At 72.4% G+C, this 17,594-nt stretch carries 9 protein-coding genes and 2 pseudogenes; 4 read left to right on the plus strand and 7 right to left on the minus strand.

Going from position 1 to position 17,594, the window contains the following annotated elements:
* The first annotated feature begins 3 nt into the window (after positions 1 to 3).
* Positions 4 to 462: a Fur family transcriptional regulator gene (locus O1G22_RS08725; RefSeq protein WP_270080801.1), complete on the plus strand. Its 459-nt coding sequence runs from the start codon at positions 4 to 6 to the stop codon at positions 460 to 462.
* A gap of 35 nt (positions 463 to 497) precedes the next feature.
* On the opposite strand, the gene O1G22_RS08730 is transcribed toward O1G22_RS08725, so the two are convergent.
* A complete protein-coding gene (locus O1G22_RS08730) occupies positions 498 to 1,220 on the minus strand; it encodes a cation efflux transmembrane domain-containing protein (RefSeq protein WP_270080802.1) in 723 nt (240 codons plus the stop codon).
* Between the two features lie 2 nt (positions 1,221 to 1,222).
* Positions 1,223 to 1,558, minus strand: coding sequence for an ArsR/SmtB family transcription factor (locus tag O1G22_RS08735; protein ID WP_270080803.1), 336 nt, complete (start codon positions 1,556 to 1,558; stop codon positions 1,223 to 1,225).
* 113 nt (positions 1,559 to 1,671) lie between these two features.
* Between O1G22_RS08735 and rpmF the strand changes: the two genes are divergently transcribed.
* Together rpmF and O1G22_RS08745 are read left to right on the plus strand one after the other, a co-directional pair.
* A complete protein-coding gene (rpmF, locus tag O1G22_RS08740; protein WP_055709034.1) occupies positions 1,672 to 1,842 on the plus strand; it encodes a 50S ribosomal protein L32 in 171 nt (56 codons plus the stop codon).
* Between the two features lie 6 nt (positions 1,843 to 1,848).
* The gene (locus tag O1G22_RS08745) at positions 1,849 to 3,030 is read left to right on the plus strand and encodes a GTP-binding protein (RefSeq protein WP_270086371.1); all 1,182 of its coding nucleotides are present in this window, start codon (positions 1,849 to 1,851) and stop codon (positions 3,028 to 3,030) included.
* A gap of 114 nt (positions 3,031 to 3,144) precedes the next feature.
* On the opposite strand, the pseudogene O1G22_RS08750 reads toward O1G22_RS08745, so the two are convergent.
* Both O1G22_RS08750 and O1G22_RS08760 read right to left on the minus strand, forming a co-directional pair.
* Positions 3,145 to 3,431: pseudogene (locus tag O1G22_RS08750) on the minus strand (CobW C-terminal domain-containing protein); the annotation flags it as partial.
* Positions 3,432 to 3,724: 293 nt separating this feature from the next.
* Complete coding sequence (locus O1G22_RS08760; protein WP_270080804.1) at positions 3,725 to 5,794, minus strand: putative Ig domain-containing protein; 2,070 nt, start codon at positions 5,792 to 5,794, stop codon at positions 3,725 to 3,727.
* Between the two features lie 863 nt (positions 5,795 to 6,657).
* Between O1G22_RS08760 and O1G22_RS08765 the strand changes: the two are divergent.
* Positions 6,658 to 7,872, plus strand: a pseudogene (locus O1G22_RS08765) (YibE/F family protein); the annotation flags it as partial.
* A gap of 522 nt (positions 7,873 to 8,394) precedes the next feature.
* Here O1G22_RS08765 and O1G22_RS08770 read toward each other — a convergent pair.
* The 3 genes from O1G22_RS08770 to O1G22_RS08780 all read right to left on the minus strand — a co-directional run bounded on the left by O1G22_RS08770 (position 8,395) and on the right by O1G22_RS08780 (position 17,580).
* On the minus strand, positions 8,395 to 11,025 hold the full coding sequence (locus O1G22_RS08770; protein WP_270080805.1) for an MFS transporter: 2,631 nt from the start codon (positions 11,023 to 11,025) through the stop codon (positions 8,395 to 8,397).
* A 979-nt stretch (positions 11,026 to 12,004) separates the two neighbouring features.
* Complete coding sequence (locus O1G22_RS08775) at positions 12,005 to 14,737, minus strand: SWIM zinc finger family protein (protein ID WP_428986334.1); 2,733 nt, start codon at positions 14,735 to 14,737, stop codon at positions 12,005 to 12,007.
* Entirely contained in the window at positions 14,734 to 17,580 is a 2,847-nt protein-coding gene (locus O1G22_RS08780; protein WP_270080806.1) for a DEAD/DEAH box helicase, read from the minus strand. The genes O1G22_RS08775 and O1G22_RS08780 overlap by 4 nt, the downstream gene beginning before the upstream one ends.
* Positions 17,581 to 17,594: the final 14 nt, after the last annotated feature.

Raw genomic sequence — 17,594 nt, forward strand, 5'->3', positions numbered from 1 at the left:
CCGATGGCACCCGACCGCCAGCGCACCCCCACCCCCTCGCACGACGTCACGCTGATCGGCCGCCTCACCCAGCAACGAACCATCGTGGTCGAGGCGCTCATCCGGGCCGACGGCTTCGTCGGCGCCCAAGCCCTCCACAACCAGCTCGCCGCTGCCGGCTCACCGGTCGGCCTCTCCACGGTCTACCGCACGCTGGCCGGCCTGGCCGGCGTCGGCCGGGCCGACATGGTGCGCGACACCAGCGGTGAACGCCTCTTCCGCTACCGCCCGGGACCCGAACACCGCCACTACCTCATCTGCACCGAATGCGGCCTGAGCCGACCCGTCGACTCCGGCCCGGTGGAGGAATGGGCCGACACCGTCGCGCAGACCTCCGGGTTCGCGAACGTCCGGCACACGGTGGAGTTGTCCGGGGTGTGCCCGGACTGCGGCCGACGGCCGGCGGCGGACGATCTCCGGTGAACTCCGGCGCCGCTCCCTATCCGGAGTGGTCACCGTCAAGGGCAGCAGTCGCACCCCGGAGCACAGCCGCAGGCATCCGCCTCCCGCCGGCCGGGGTCCGGCACGGCGGCCGACGGCGTTGCGCAGCACCCCTGCCCACGCCACGCGTCGCGCCCCTCCTTCACCGCGACCGTGGCGATGACGAGGGCCGCGAGCGGATCCGCCCACGACCAGCCGAACACGGCATTGACGACCAGGCCCACCAGCAGCACCGCCGACAAATAGGTGCACAGCAGGGTCTGCTTGGAGTCAGCCACGGCGGAGGCGGAGCCGAGTTCCCGTCCGGCACGGCGCTGGGCCGCCGACAGGACTGGCATGACCACGAGCGAGAGGGCAGCCAGCACGATCCCGGGCAGGGAGCGCGCGGCCTCACCTGCGCCCGTCAGGGCCCGTACGGCATCGACGGTGACGTAGGCGGCGAGCGCGAAGAACGACAGCGCGATGATCCGCAACGCGGTCTTCTCCCGGGCCTCACGCACCGCGTGCTCGCGGGCGGAGAACTGCCAGGCGACAGTGGCGGCCGAGGAGACCTCGATGACGGAGTCGAGGCCGAAGCCGATCAGCGCGGTGGACGAAGCCAGGGTCCCGGCCGTGAGGGCGACGGCCGCCTCGACGGCGTTGTAGGTGATGGTCGCGGCGACCAGCAGCCGTATCCGCCGGGCAAGCGCGCCGCGCCTGGCCGGATCGGGGCCGAGGGAGATGGATGTCTCTGCGCTCACGGTCAGCAGCACCCCTTGTCCTCGGCGTCGGCGCACGTCCGGTCGCCCTCGACGGCGACCACGGCGGTGCGCAGGTCGTCGAGCGCCTGGCCAAGGCGTTCGTCGGCGAGTTCGTAGCGGGTGCGACGGCCGTCGGGGACGGTGACGACCAGGCCGCAGTCACGCAGGCACGCCAGGTGGTTCGACAGCCTGGTGCGGGAGACGTTCAGCGCGTCGGCGAGGTCGGCGGGATAGGCGGGTGCTTCCCGCAGGGCGAGCAGGATGCGGCAGCGGATCGGATCGGCGAGCGCCCGGCCGAACCGGACCAGGACCTCGATGTCGGAGGCAACAGTCAGCACACCGACAACGGTACACAGTTTCCTGAATTCACGGAAGCATGAACCATGTCCACTTCGTAATGGTGTTCATTTTCATGTAGCCTTTACTCGCCATCCCAACCAGGAGGATTCCCATGGCCGTTCCCAAGCGGAAGATGTCCCGCAGCAACACCCGCCACCGCCGCGCCCAGTGGAAGGCGACCACGCCGGCGCTCGTACCGGTCATCGTCGACGGAGTGTCATACCTGGTACCGCAGCGGCTGGTGAAGGCGTACGAGCGCGGTCTGCTGCGACCCGAGGGCTGAGCGATGATGCCGTCCGGCCCCTCCGGCCGACTGCCCGTCACCGTCCTGTCCGGATTCCTCGGCGCTGGCAAGACCACCCTCCTCAACCACGTCCTCGGCAACCGCGAGGGGCTGCGCGTCGCGGTCATCGTCAACGACATGAGCGAGGTCAACATCGACGCCGCCCTGGTGCGGGGCGGCGAGGCCGCCCTGTCACGCACCGAGGAACGCCTGGTCGAGATGACCAACGGCTGCATCTGCTGCACCCTGCGCGACGACCTGCTTCAGGAGGTCGACCGGCTGGCCCGAGAGGGCCGCTTCGACTACCTGCTCATCGAATCGTCCGGCATCTCCGAACCCATGCCGGTCGCCGCGACCTTCGCCTTCGCCCGCGACGACGGCGCCACTCTCGGCGACCTCGCCCGCCTGGACACCATGGTCACGGTCGTGGACGCCGCGAACTTCCTGCCCGAGCTGGCAAGCGGCGACGAACTCGTCGAGCGCGGCCTGGACCAGTACGAGGACGACGAACGCACCGTCAGCGACCTGCTGATGGACCAGATCGAGTTCGCCGACGTCATCGTCCTGAACAAGCTCGACCTCGTGGACAAGGAGTCGGCCGACCGACTGCGGGCGACACTCACCCGCCTCAACCCCGACGCACGCCTCGTCCCGGCCGTCCACGGCCGCGTGAAGGTGGGCGACGTGCTGGGCACCCGGCTGTTCGACCTGGAACGCGCCCAACAGGCCCCCGGCTGGGTGAGGGAACTCAACGGCGACCACGTACCCGAGACGGAAGAGTACGGCATCTCCTCCACCGTCTTCCGCTCCGAACTACCCTTCCATCCCGGCAGGTTGTGGACGTTCGTGACCGAGGAACTCGACAGCGGCGCGTACGGACAGATCCTGCGCTCCAAGGGCTTTTTCACCCTCGCCAGCCGCCCGCACGTGACGGGCCTGTGGTCACAGGCCGGCTCCGTCGCACGCTTCGAGCCCTCCGCCGCTCGCGACGCCGACAACCCCGAGTGCCAGGAACTGGTCTTCATCGGCACGCACCTGCACGCGGACGCACTGCACGCGGCATTGACCGACTGCCTCATGGCCGACGAGGAGAGCCTGCCGCCCACGGACCCGTTCCCCACCTGGGACACCTACGGCATCGACGACACCTGCGAGCACGAGCATCCCCAACTCGTGGCGGGCCCCTGAGGACCCCGGGCCGGGCGGCGAACACAGCCACGGCGAGGAGGTGAGACCCATGAAGGCTGTATCCATGGGTGCTCCCCCATGTCGTCACGGTGAGCGATTGACGTAGGTGTCGCCGGGAGCGCCTCGGACAACGCACAGCGCGCCGCCGGCGGCGTCCCAGGACAGCAGTGTGTCGGGGCGGTCCGCCAGCCAGAACCGCCCCGGCTGCGCGCGGCGGCGCAGGTGAGGTCCTCAAGCGCCGCGTACAGGCGCTGCGGATGGAAGGGCCGTTCGCGCCGCCAGACGAAGGTGCTCACGCCGTGCTCGTCGCACGACTGCGGCAGCAGCGCGCACGCGGGATGTACGCGGGCGGCGGCCGCTGCCACGTCGAAGCCCGCCGACAGCGCTGCCTCCAGGGCACCGTCGCTCTGCACCCGTACCTTGCCCCGCATCCGCGTACGCGAGATGGCCCACACGGGCGAGCTCCCTGGCGTGACCAACAGCAGTTGGTGACCCGTCACGCCAGGGGCTCACAGCGGGCGCGCCGGCGACGCAGCCCGAATCTGTGCCCGGTTTCGAAAGCGCCTTCCGCCACTTTGAACGGCGGGCGGGCGGCGACACCGGCTCGTGGCGTACTGCAACGAGCAGGTGGGTACGGCCCACCCCGCACGCGGACGGCTTCCGCGTGCGGGATCGAGTGCTCAGTTCATACCGGTCAGCTGGTCGTCAGGGCGGTGTCGTCCACGACGAAGCTGGTCTGCAGCGAGGAGTCCTCCACGCCGTTGAACTTCAGGGTGACCGTCTGGCCCGCCAGCGAGGACAGGTCGAAGGTCTTCTGCGCGTACCCGGAGTTGTGGTTGAGGTTCGAGTAGGTCGCCAGGGTGGTCGAACCGGCCGTCACCGTCAGCTTGTCGTACGCGGTGCTGCTGGTGGTCTCCGAGGTGTCGATGTGCAGGTAGAAGGTCAGCGTGGCCTTGCAGCCGGACGGGATCGTCACCGACTGGGACAGCGTGTCGGTGTGCGAGGAACCGTAGCCGTCGAGCCAGGCGTAGTACGAGCCGCCGTGCGCCGCCTCACCGGTGTCGTTGGTGATGACGCCACTGGTGGCGCTCCAGCCGGTGCTGCCCGACTCGAAGCCGGGGTTGGCCAGCAGCTGGGTCGAGGTGCAGCCGCCACCGCCGGAGCCGACGGTCCAGGTGAAGGAGGTCGAGCCGGAGGCGCCGGTGGAGTCCTTCGCGGTGACCGTGACCTGGTAGGTGCCCGCGGTGGACGCCGTACCCGAGATCAGGCCGGTGGAGCTGTTGATGGACAGCCCGGTCGGCAGGCCGCTCGCGCTGTAGGTCAGGGAGGCGCCGCCGCTGTCGGAGGCCTTGATCTGCAGGCTGACCGAACCACCCGTGGTGGTCGACTGGCTGCCGGGGTTGGTGACCGTCACCGTGTTGCCGGTGCTGCTGCCGGAGGCGAAGGCGGTCGTGCCGTTGGGGGTGCCCCAGCCGGTCGGGCCGTCGTAGCCGGTGCCCGCGGTGCAGAAGTACGAGGGGGAGCAGCTGCCGTTGCTGCCGCTGGTGACGTCGTACAGGTTGCTCGTGTGCTGGTAGGGGTACTTCGCCGGGTAGTCGCTGGAGCCCGGGGTGCCCGCGAGGGCGTAGACGCTCGCGATGATCGGCGAGCTGGCGCTGGTGCCGCCGTAGACCGCCCAGCCGGTGCCGCCGTAGGTGTCGTAGACCGCCACGCCGGTGGCCGGGTCGGCGACCGCGGAGACGTCGGCCTCCATACGGTTCGAGCAGCCGGTGTCGGTCTGCCAGCTCGGCTTCGGGTCGTACGCCGAGCAGCCGGAGCCGGTGCCCTCGGTGGAGCTGGTGTTCCACACCGACTCGCTCCAGCCGCGGGAGTTGGAGGCGGTGGTGAGCGCGGTGCCGCCGACGGCAGTCACGTACTGGGAGGTCGCCGGGTACTCGGCACCGTAGGCGGAGTCACCGGAGGAGACGGTGATCGCGACACCCGGGTGCTTGAAGTACGACGTGTCGTCGCTGGTCTGGGTGGAGGACTCCGAGCCGCCCCAGCTGTTGGAGATGAACTTGGCGCCGAGCGCGACGGCCTCGTTCTCGGCGGCGCCGAGGTCGGCCATGCTCGCGGAGTTGGCCTCGACCAGGATGATGCTGCAGTTCGGGCAGACCGCGCTGACCATGTCGATGTCGAGCATCTCTTCACCGGCCCAGCCGGTGTCGTTGGTCGGCAGCGAGGTGGTGGAGCCGGTCTGGCTGACCTGCTTGAAGCAGCCGTTGGCCTTGGTGCAGGACGACAGGCCGTACGTGGAGCGGTACGTGGCCAGATCCGACTCGGCGTTGGGATCGTTGTAGGCGTCCACGATGCCGACGGTCATGCCCGAACCGGCCGTGGTGGGCAGGTTGTAGGCGCTGTGCAGGTTGGCCGGGGAAAGGCCGGAGGGCGCGGCGGCGGCGACCGCCGAGGCGAGCCGCTGCTTGATGTCGGTACGGCGCTGGGCGAAACAGGACGCATGACCCGGCTCGGCGGTGGCGCACAGGTGCTGGGTCGGCACCTTCTGACCGGCCTTGCCGGTCGAGTGGTAGGTCTGCCGCTCGGGGGCGGTCAGTGCCTTGTTGTTCTGCGTGACCTTGGAGGTCTGAGGGTGGGTCGCGGCAGGCTCGGCGCCGGCCGTCGGTGCGGCGGTGAAGCCGGCGACGGTGAGGGCGAGGGCGGGGAAGGCGACGGCGACGAGTCTTCGCAGACTCCGTCTCCGCCCGCTCGGGTGTGACTCACGCATGGGGTACTGCCTCCGGTTGACGTGGGGTATCGCACTGGATGGGCAGGCCCGTGATTGCGCGTAGCGGCGGTGGAACCGCGCAGTCAGGAGCATGACACTCACAGCGCCCTGCCACGTCGAGTGAGCGTGACATGACAGGGTGCGAGGGGAACGTAGACCGGAACAGGTCCTACCGGGCAGTACCGGGTCGAATTCTTTGCTTCTCCATAGAATGCGGTTGGCCCCCTCATGGGGCCGGCGCGTGCTGACCAGGCATTGGACCCAGAGCTGGCCCTGGTGGGTGTCGATGGCATCTTCCGTGAACGGGGCTCATTCTGCTGATCAGCCTGAACTCCCTTCCGGGACCGCACAGCAACCGCAAGCGCTCCTTTCACCGTTGTCCAGCGTCTGCGGCACCCTCCACGAGCCCGATGACGTCAGCCGGCCGCGCACCGCCGCGCCGCCTCTGGCCACCTGCGTGGGGTTCTATGGCGACGGGAGTTTCGCGGCACGCACCCCGGGGGCGGCGCGGAAAATGCGGCCGGTGAAGAGGTTCATGATCCAGGCATGGTGAGCAGAACGCTCGATCTCCTGGCGATGCTCGGGCTGAGTCCACGCCACAGCCGTTCCCGTAACTCTTCCTCAAAGCCGCCGCGCAGGACCGGCTCCGGAGGGGGCACGGACAACCGCGAGCGAGACGGCATGGGAACCGCTGACCGGCAGAACGCCGGAGACGGGAACCGGGTCGGCGACCCGCCCCGACCCAGAGGTGGTCGCACGAGCGAGTACGGCCACGACTACGGGTACGGAAATGTCCCTGAGTCGATACCTCACCCCGGCTACGGACCCGATGCCGGCGCGGGCCACCTCCCCCCTCTCAGGCGATAGGCCATGGGCACGCACCAGCGACCGCCGCCGAACATGGCTCCGGTCACAGCCCCGAAGCGGGAGCCGGCGCTGACGGACACGGCCACTCGCACGGCCACAGTCACAGCCACGGGCCCGCGGCGCCGGTCTCCCGGCACCTACGCAAGGTCATCGCGGCGATCCTGATCCCCTTCACCGCCGCGGTCGTGGTGGGGCTCGTCGTGCTGTGGCCGGGCGGAGCCCCGCCACACAAGCACACCGGTGTCGGCTTCGACCAGCAGACCCGGCAGGTGACCGTCACCAAGGTCGTCGAGGTGAGCTGCAAGGCGGTGAACGTTTCCGGCGAGACGCCGATCGGCGACACCTCCACCACCGAGGGCAACTCGGCACAGCAGGAGGCGAACGGCACCTGCCACAAGGCCACGATCCGGGTCGACACCGGCAAGGACAAGGGCCGTACCTTCACCGAGATCGTGCAGCCCGACCAGGCACGGCAGCTGCACCAGGGCGAGAAGGTCGTCACCGCCTGCGAACCCTCCGCGCCCAAGGACCTGCAGTACTCGGTCACCGACGTCAACCGCCGCTTCCCCATGGGCCTGCTCGCCGGCATCTTCGCCCTCGCCGTCGTGGCGGTGGGCCGGCTGCGCGGCGTGATGGCGCTCGTCGCGCTGGCCGTCAGCTTCCTGGCGCTGAACTTCTTCGTCCTGCCGGCCGTCCTGCAGGGCTCGAACCCGCTGCTCGTGGCGGTGGTCGGCTCGAGCGCCATCATGCTGATCGCCCTGTACATGTGCCACGGCCTGTCCGCCCGGACATCGGTGGCCGTGCTCGGCACGCTGGTCTCGCTGGCACTGATCGGCATCCTGGGCTCACAGTTCATCGGCTGGGCCGCACTCACCGGCAACACCGACGACCAGACCGGCCTGATCCACGGCCTCTACCCGAAGCTCGACATGAGCGGGCTGCTGCTCGCCGGCGTCATCATCGGCTCCCTCGGCGTGCTCGACGATGTCACCGTGACGCAGACATCGGCCGTCTGGGAACTGCACGACGCCAACCCCACGATGGGCCGGCGCGGACTGTACCGGGCAGGCATCCGCATCGGCCGCGACCACATCGCCTCCGTGGTCAACACCCGCGTCCTCGCCTACGCCGGCGCCGCACTCCCCCTCCTGCTCCTCTTCTCCATCGCCCAGAGCGGCGTGGCCACGGTCGCCAACAGCGAACTGGTCGCCTACGCACCCGCCCTGGACTGACGTGGACGCCCGAAGACGGTCTCTACAACCTGTGCCGTGTCGTGCCCAGCGAGGGCCCGAGGACCAGGACCGGGGCGCCTTCCGGCCCGTCAAAGCTGTGTTCCAGGGGTTTGGTCGTCGTCGTGCTCACACGCTTCACGTTGCCACATCTCGCGGACGGCCCGGCGACGGGGCATACGGCAGGGGTCCGGGGCAGCTGGGAACGTTCAGGTCGGCGGGTCGCCCAGGCGGTCACCGTCCACGCGGGTCCGGCCTGCTCGACCTGGCGGAGGACGGGACCCGCCACCGGGAGCGGCGCGTCGCGAGTGCAGCATGTCCCGACCCTTCCACCGCCTCGCCACCCCGGCCCACCGGCCTCCTGCACCGTACGGCGACGGCGCCCGTGCCCCTGATGGGGCGCGGGCGCCGGTGTGGGCCGGGTGCGGGAGGCAGGGGCCGGCCCGTGCCCCTGGGCCTCCTGCGGGCGGCGACGGACCGTCGGCCCGGTGTCGCCGCCCGGTGTCACCGGGATCCGTCCTCGTGGGCCAGCTCGACATCGAAGTCGGTCACGCCGCCGCCGTCCAGGCACAGGGACGCGGCGACCGGTGCGTAGCCGCTGGCGATGACGGTGTACTCGCCGCCGTCCAGGTCGGTGAACCCGTAGGCGCCGTCCGCGCCGGTGATCGCGGTGCCGACCACGTTGCCGGCCGAGTCCAGCAACATGACCTTGGCCTCGTCGAGCGGCGTACCGGCAGCGGTGCTGACGACGCCGTTCAGCCGGGCGCTCGCTTCGAGGCGGATCTCGTGGACGTCCGCGGCTCCCGGGGCGACGTCGACAGGCACGGCGGCCGGCCGGTGCCCGGCCGCGTTCACCACGAGGGTGTATCCGCCGGGGACCAGATCGGCGAGCCGGAAGCCGCCATCGGCCGCCGAGGTCCCGGAGGACACGACCTCGCCGCGCACGTCGGTGGCGACCAGCAGGGCTCCTGCCAGCGGCTGCCCGTCGGCGGCGCCCCGGACGGACCCGGTGAGGGCGACGGTGCCGCTGAGCGCGAGGTCGCACTCGACCGGTTCCTCACCGACGACCACGGTGACGGCCTGCGGCTGCCGGGCGCCCGCGGCGGCGATCAGTACGTAGGTGCCGGGACCGGTGGCGGCCACCGCGTAGCCCCCGTCCGCACCGCTGACGGCACGGCCGAGCTGCCGCCCGCCCACGTCGATCAGGGTGATCACGGCCTGCGGCACGGGAGCGCCCACGCCGTCGAGCACCCGCCCGCGCACGCCGTGGCGCGAGGCGTCGGTGACGGGTGCGAACCTGTCGGCCGCCGCCGCGGCCTCGGGCAGGCTCCCGGCCGGTGCGGGTGGTGCCGGCGCCGGTGCGGCGTCGGCGGGCCCGGCGGGAGCGGCCGCGACGGGCCGCGCCATGAGCTCACCGCTCGGCTCACCGCTCGCTTCCCCGCTGTTCTCGGCGGCCTGCGCCTCCAGTCCGGAGACCTTGCGCAGCGGGACCTCCTTGGTCCACAGCGCGACCAGGAAGCCCAGGACCATCACGCCCGCCGCGATGAGGAAGACGAGCTGCATCGAGTCGGTGAAGCCGACCTTGAACGGCTCGGCCAGGCGCGGGTCGAGCCGCTGGATGAAGGAGGAGTCGTCGAGCACGCCCGAGCCGCCGCCGCTCGCACCTGGGTGCTTGAGCATCTCCAGCACCGGCGCGTTGGCGGAGTCGGCGCGCACGGCCGGGTCCTGCAGTGCGGCCTGGAAGGCGGGCGTGTGGGCCGCGGCCCGGAAGGCCGAGCTGATCTTGTCGCCGACGCTGCTGAACAGCACGGAGAGGAAGATCGCCGTACCGGCGGTGCCGCCCATCTGCCGGAAGAAGGTGGCCGACGCGGTCGCCACGCCCATGTCCTTGGGCTCGACGTCGTTCTGCACGGCCAGCGTCAGGATCTGCATGCAGCCGCTGAGACCGATGCCGAACAGCGCCATGTAGGCCATGGTCTCCGGCAGCGCCGTGTTCCACTGCACGCGGTAGTGGAACAGCAGCATGGCGGCGACCAGCAGCAGGGTGCCGATGACGGGGAAGACCTTGTACCTGCCGGTCTTCTGGATGATCTGCCCGACCACCATGGTCCCGGCGATCATGCCGACCATGAGCGGCAGCATCAGCAGACCGGACCTGGTGGGGCTGACCCCCTTCACGATCTGCAGATACAGCGGGACCATCATCATCCCGCCGAACATGCCCATGCCGATGAGCACGGACAGCAGGCTCATCTTGCTGAACACCGCGCTGCGGAACAGCCGCATCGGGATCAGGGCCTCCTCGCCCATGGCCCGTTCGACCAGTACCCACACGATCAGGCCGGCCACGCCGACGCCGTAACAGGCGTAGGCCTTGGCGGAGGTCCAGCCCCAGCTCTGGCCCTGCTCGGCCACGAGCAGCAGCGGTACGACGCCGATGGCGATGGTGAGCGCGCCCCACCAGTCGATGCGGTGCTCGCGCCGGGTGTGCGGGAGGTTCAGCACCTTGGCGACGACGAACAGGGCGACGATGCCGACCGGCACGTTGACCAGGAACACCCAGCGCCAGCCCGCGATGGCCAGGATGCTGCTGCGGCCCGCGAGGAAACCGCCGATCAGCGGGCCGAGCACGCTGGAGGAGCCGAACATCGCGAGCATGTAGCCCTGGTAGCGGGCCCGCTCGCGGGGCGGCACGATGTCACCGATGATCGCCAGCGCCAGCGACATCAGGCCGCCGGCGCCGATGCCCTGGAAGGCCCGGAAGGCGGACAGCTCCGTCATCGAGGTGGCGAACGAACAGGCCGCCGAGCCGGCGATGAAGATCGTGATGGCCGCGAGGAAGAAGGGCTTGCGGCCGTAGAGGTCGGACAGCTTTCCGTACAGCGGTGTGCTGATGGTGGAGGTGATCAGGTACGCGGTGGTGACCCACGCCTGCGCGCTGAGGCCGTGCAGATCGTCGGCGATCGTACGGATCGAGGTGCTGACGATGGTCTGGTCGAGCGCCGCGAGGAACATCCCCAGCATCAGGCCGCTGAGGATCGTCATGATCTGCCGGTGCGTCAGTCTGCCGGCCGGTGGTGGCGACGCGGATATCTCTGCGGTTGCCCCGCGGGCCGGGGACGCTGACATGGTCATGCGCACAAATCTCCTTGCCTCGCCTCGCCCCCGGGTACTGCCCGGCTCCGAGGCTCGTGTTCACGCGGTCCACCAGGTCGTCATGGGGGCGCCGTACTGGACCCCGACCGAGGGCGAGCACACGGCTCCCTCACGACCTTCCCGACGGCCCGTGCCGATCATCACTCACGTTCCGTTGCTTGCGGCTACCAACTGAGTGTAGATCCTGGCGAGGGCAGGCTCATCCGTTTCCTTCGGGACCTGTAGCGATATGCCATCCGCCGGTGCCGTACGTGAGTGCGTGGATCGAATACGTGACCCTTTCGCGAGAGCGTCGTTGATCGGATGACACCGATCGGATGACAGTGTCACGGGATGGGAGCGGGGGTGCCAGTGAGCCGGCGGAACGCGTCGGCTGGTGCGCCGACTTGGTGGCCGGAATAGTCGGCGCGCTACTGGCCGAGCACTGGAACACCACCGACGTGGACACTCTGGCCTCCGGTGAGGACGCCGGAGGCAGGAGGCTGCCGTCGAACGCTTGGATGGCACTGCGCCGCCTGGGCTGGACCGCCCGCGCCCCCGAGGACGTGAAGGCCAACGCCCGGATCGTACGCATGGCCCAGGAACAGGCAGGGCGCTCCCTGCGGTCGGCGAAATGGCGTGCCGACGTGGCCGCCGGGATCCTGGCCACGCGGCCTGCCGATCCGAAGAAGCGGACCCCCGAGGAGTGCGATGCGGTCCGCGCAGCGATACCGGGCGGTGAGCATCTGACCGCCCTGGGTGTGCTCCGGGTCCGCACCCGTCGTCTTCCCACCCTCACCGGTGTCACGTCTCCCCCGCCTCCCCGATGCCGATCCGGCCGGTCACGATGCCACCGTTCTCGGGGCACCCACGCACCGCCCGGCCCTACCACATCGGACCCCCACAGTTCGTACGACGCTCTGCACAACGGCGGTGCCGCGAGTGTGGCAGGGAGGCGCGGCGGGATCGGCGGGACAGGTCAGAAGTCGTCGTTCAGGGTGCCGAGGCCGGTCAGGGCGCCCACCGGGTCGAGGTCCGGGGTGCCGCGGGGCCACCAGTCGTCGTGGCCGGGCTCGGACTCGTAGGCGTACCACAGGCCGTCGCGCCCGAGGCGGAGCTGGACATGACCGTGCGGGTGGGTGAGGTGGTTGCGCCAGGGGCGGAACGCCGGGAGGTCGGCGGCGAGCAGCAGCGGGCGGGCCCGGTCGAAACGGCCGGCCGGCGGGTCCCACGGCTCCTCCAGGACCTCCAGTCCCGCGGAGCCGCCCTGCCGCCAGGCCGCGACGGCACGCGCGAGGTCCGTCGGGGTGCGGCCGACGGCCGTGGCGAGCGTGGCGTAGAGCGTGCGGGTGGCGGCCGTCAGGCCGGAGCCGGGGCGGGCCGCGGCGAGGCGCACCGCGTCCTGCCACAGGGTCAGCTCCCCCACCGGGTCCCGGCCGGTGCCGAGCAGCGCGTGCGCCCGGGCGGCGGCGTCGGTCGCGAGCTGGTCCAGCGCGAAGGGGTCCGGACCGCCGGGCGCCGCCGGATACACCGGCGGCTGCTCGGGATGCGGCGGCAGCGGCAACGGCGCGGGCAGTGGCGGAAGCGGGCGCGGAGCGAGGGCATCGGTGGCGCGCACGCCCGGCAGCGCCTGCGGCTGCCGCTCCTGGGCGGCGCGGGCCGCGCGCGCGGCGCTGCGCCGGGACAGCGCGTCGAGCAGGTCCTTCTCGCCCCGGCCGCGCAGCAGGAGCAGCACGAACGGGTCGGCGTCGAGCAGCCGGGCCGTCTGGTAGCACAGCGCGGCGGCGTGCTTGCAGGGGTGCCCGGCATCAGGACAGCTGCACCGCGGGGCGAGGTCACCGGGGCCGGGCAGCAGCGGCACACCGCAGTCGGCCAGCGACTGGGGCAGCTCCCTGTCGAGCAGCGCGGCGATGTGCCCCGGCCGGTCGGCGGCCGCGTCCAGGAAACGCTCCCAGTCCTCGCCCTCCAGCGTGCGGACCCGCACCTGCACCCGGTACGGCCGCGGCCGGCTCCCGCGCACGTACGCCAGCACGAGCCCCGGTGTCACGGTGATCGCGTCGACATGCCCCTGGTCGGCATACTCCCGGCCCCGCGCCACCCGCTTGGCATCCAGCGCCCCCTGCTCCAGCGCACCCACCCACGCGTTCCCCCACCAGGTCCCGGCGAACGACACGCCTTCCGCGGTGGCCGCACGGGGTGCGAACGCCGGGAAGGTGCGGCGCAGTTCGGTGTCGCGGTGGGGGGTGGCCATGGTGGCGAGGAGGTACGGGGACGAGGGCGCGGGGTGGCCCGCCTCGGTGGGGTCGGAGGGGACCGCTGAACGGTGCGGGGACGGCGACGCGGGGGAAGGCCGGTCCGCTTCGGCGGCGCCGGCCGGGGTGGCGGACAGGAGCAGGGGCACCGACGCGGAGGAAGGACGACCCCGGTCGCCGAAATCCGTCGGGGACACCGACGCGGACGAAGAACGCTCCCGGTCGGCGAGGTCGGTCGTGATGCCGGACCGAGGTACGGCGGCCACCGGCCCGGGAGAAGGACGGTCCCCGTCACCGACGTCCGCCGGAGTGGCGGACAGCCGCGCCCGCACCGACGCGGACGAAGAACGCTCCCGGTCGGCGAGGTCGGTCGTGATGCCGGACCGAGGTACGGCGGCCACCGGCCCGGGAGAAGGACGGTCCCCGTCACCGACGTCCGCCGGAGTGGCGGACAGCCGCGCCCGCACCGACGCGGACGAAGGACGCTCCCGGTCCGCGGACATGGCGGGAGCGGGGACGGAGGGCGCCCCGTCCGGGTAGGCCTGGCCGGCGGAGCCTGCGTCGGTGTCCGGGGTGCCGCTCTCGGCCTCCGGGGTGTCGGACCAGGCCGGCATCCGGAAGGCGTTGGTCAGGAAGTGCCGCATGTCATGGGCGGCCTTGACACGGGCGGCCCGGGACTCCGCCCCGGAGGCAGGCGATGTGCGCGGCACCGGGTCGGCGGAGCCGCCGGTCACAGACGACCCACGCCGGGTACGCGGCTCGGTCGTCCGCTTGCCGCGTACGGCCGCCTCGCCCGCCTCCGCTTCGGCCCGCGACACCTCCCGCCGGGCCGCCCGCAGCGCTTCCCGGGCCACGTCGCCGGGCCGCCCGCCCGGCACGACGGCGGGGCGAGAGGGGGAGGCGGGGTTGCCGTCCTGGGCCGGTGCGCCGGCGCCTGCGTCGGCAGGTGCGGCGTCGGCAGGTGCGGCGTCGGCAGGTGCGGCGGCGGCAGGTGCGGCGGCGGCAGGTGCGGCGGCGGCAGGTGCGGCGACCGAGGCCCGCAACGCCGCACGCGCCGCGTCGGCGGGCCTCGGCTCGGTACGCGCAGCAGATCCCACCGCGGGGTCGGCCGTGCACGGCGGTACGCGCACCGCACCGCCGGGGCTCGACTCGTGGTCGGCCGAGCACTCCATGTCAGCGTCGCCCGGGGTCTCCGGCGCCGGCACCGCACCACCCGGCCCCGGCTCACCACCGGTCACGCCCTCCGATACGTGGACCCCGCCATCACGGCCCGACTCACCGCCCGTCACGGCCTCCCTCACACCCTCCCCCTCCTGGGGCGCAGCCACAGGCGATGTCTCCGCGGGCGTGGCTCCAGGCGCTGTCTCGCGCGCGGCCTCGGCCCGTGCCCGTGCCGCGCGCAGCGCCTGGCGGGCCGCGTCGGCGGGGCGTGGGGTGGGGTGCTCCGGGGGGAGGGTCATGGGGTCCTCCGGAGGGAGACGAGGTCGGACAGCTCGCGGTCGGTCAGTTCCGTGAGGGCCGCCTCGCCGGAGCCGAGGATGGCTTCGGCCAGGGCCCGCTTGGCCGCCAGCATCTCGGCGATGCGGTCCTCGACCGTGCCCTCGGTGACCAGGCGGTGGACCTGGACGGGCTGGGTCTGGCCGATGCGGTAGGCACGGTCGGTGGCCTGCTCCTCGACGGCCGGATTCCACCAGCGGTCGAAGTGGATGACATGGCCCGCGCGAGTGAGGTTCAGGCCGGTGCCCGCCGCCTTCAGGGACAGCACCAGGACCGGGGTCTCGCCGTCCTGGAAACGGTCGACCATGCGCTCGCGCTCCGGCACCGGCGTACCACCGTGCAGGAGGTCCACCGGGATCGCGCGGGCGGACAGGTGGGCCGTGATGAGCCGGGCCATGCCGACGTACTGGGTGAAGACGAGCGCCGAGCCGTCCTCGGCGAGCAACGTGTCCAACAGCTCGTCCAGCAGGGCGAGTTTGCCTGAGCGGGCGGACAGGCGGTCCGGACGCGTCTCCTCCTTCAGGTACAGCGCGGGGTGGTCGCAGATCTGTTTCAGGGCGCCCAGCAGCTTCAGGACCAGGCCCCGGCGGGCGATGCCCTCGGCGGTCTCGATGGCCAGCATCGACTCGCGCACCACCGCCTCGTAGAGGGCGGCTTGTTCGCGGGTCAGCGGCACGGGGTGGTCGGTCTCGGTCTTGGGCGGCAGCTCGGGGACGATGCCGGGGTCGGACTTCTTGCGGCGCAGCAGGAACGGCCGTACCAGGCGGGCCAGTCGGTCGACGGCCTCCTGGTCCTCGCCGTTCTCCACCGCGCGGGCGTGCCGGGCGCGGAAGGACTTCAGCGGGCCGAGGAGGCCGGGGGTGGTCCAGTCGAGCAGGGCCCACAGTTCCGAGAGATTGTTCTCCACCGGGGTGCCGGTGAGGGCCACGCGCGCGGGGGCCGGGATCGTGCGCAGCGCCTTGGCCGTGGCCGAGTAGGGGTTCTTCACGTGCTGGGCCTCGTCGGCGACGACCATGCCCCAGGGCTGCTCGGCGAGCCGCGCGGCCGTCGAGCGCATCGTGCCGTACGTCGTGAGGACGAAGCCGCCCGCCAGGCCGTCCAGGGTGCGGTCCTGGCCGTGGAAGCGGCGGACGGGGACGCCGGGCGCGAACCGGGCGATCTCCCGCTGCCAGTTGCCGAGCAGGGACGCCGGACAGACGACGAGGGTGGGCTCGGTGCGGGCCCGTTTCAGGTGCAGGGCGATGAGGGTGACGGTCTTGCCGAGGCCCATGTCGTCGGCGAGGCAGCCGCCGAGGCCGAGGGAGGTCATGAGGTCGAGCCAGGCGAGCCCGCGCAGCTGGTAGTCGCGGAGGGTGGCGGCCAGCCCCGCGGGCGGGTCCGCCGGGTGCAGGCCCGCCGTGAGGCGGTCGCGCAGGGTGGCCAGGGCGCCGACGGGGACCGCTTCGACGCTCTCGCCGTCGACCTCGGCGGTGCCGGTGAGCGCCACGGACAGCGCGTCGACCGGGTCGAGGAGGCCCAGTTCGCGTTTGCGGGCCTTGCGGACCAGCGCCGGGTCGACGAGGACCCAGCGGTCCCGGAGCCGTACGACCGGACGGTGGGCCTCGGCGAGGGTGTCCATCTCGGCGTCGCTGAGCGGGTCGCCGCCGAGCGCCAGCTGCCAGCGGAACTGGAGCAGGTCCTCGCTCTCGAAGAACCCGGTGCCGTCGGTCGCCGAGCCGGGCGCCGGGCGGACCACGGCGGCGGCCGTCAGATCGCGGGCGAGATCGCGCGGCCAGTGCACGGCGACGCCGGCGGCGGCCAGCCGGGCGGCCGCGGCGCCGAGCAGCTCGCCCAGCTCCTCCTCGGACAGGGCGAGCACGTCGGGCACGTCCTGCTCGGCGAGCCGGTCCAGGGGCGCCCACACGCGGGCCGCGCGCCGTACGGCGAGGGCGGCGTCCACACGCGCGCGGGGACCGAACGCCGCATCGGCCTCCCCCGCCCACAGGGCCGCCGCGTCGGCCACGAGGGTGGGGTCGGCGAGGCTGTGCACCTGCACGATCGCCGCCCCCGCGGCCCGCGCGCCCTCGTCGGCACCGGTGTCGAAGACGTCGTACGCGGCCAGGTCCAGGCGCAGCGAGATCCGCACGCCCGCGTCCATGCCGGCGGCGACCTCGGCCGCCCACGCGTGGGCCTGGGGCAGGGCCACGGGCTCCCGGGCGGCGAAGGGCCGGCCGGCGGTGTACGGGGCGGCGGGGGTGCGGGGCAGGGTGTCGGCGACCGCGTCCAGGAAGGAGCGGACGAGGGCTTCCGGCTCGGGCAGCCGCAGCGGGCCGGGGCCGGTGAGCGGCACGGCGTGGCCCTCCGGGGGCAGGGCCGCGGCCACCGCGCGCAGGTGGGCGATGTCGTCCGGCTCCAGCGGGCCGGCCCGCCAGGCGTCGTGGCCGGCCGGGGTCAGGCCCGGCAGCAGCCGGCCGCGGGCGACGAGCCGCAGCGCGTGCAGTGCGGCGGCGCCCCAACAGGCCGTCGCCGGGTGGGCGGCCGGGTCGCGGCGGGCCCGGACCAGCAGGGGCAGGGCCGTGCCGAGCGGCAGGGTCAGCGCGGCGACCTGCCGGCGGCGCACGCCCCCGCCATGGCGTCGTACGACGGTCAGCTCGTCGGGGTCGCCGGGGCCGGGCAGCGGGCCGCCGTCCGGGTCCCAGAAGGCGATGCGGCCCTCGCGCGGCAGGGGCGCGGGCAGATAGACGGAGGCGAGGCGCGAGGGGACCGGGCTCCCGATCTCCCCGGAGCCCTGCGTGCGCGCGGCCACCGCGGCCGTGCCTGCGCTCATACGTCCTGCCACCT

The organism is Streptomyces camelliae (assembly GCF_027625935.1).
Classification (GTDB): Bacteria; Actinomycetota; Actinomycetes; order Streptomycetales; family Streptomycetaceae; genus Streptomyces; species Streptomyces camelliae.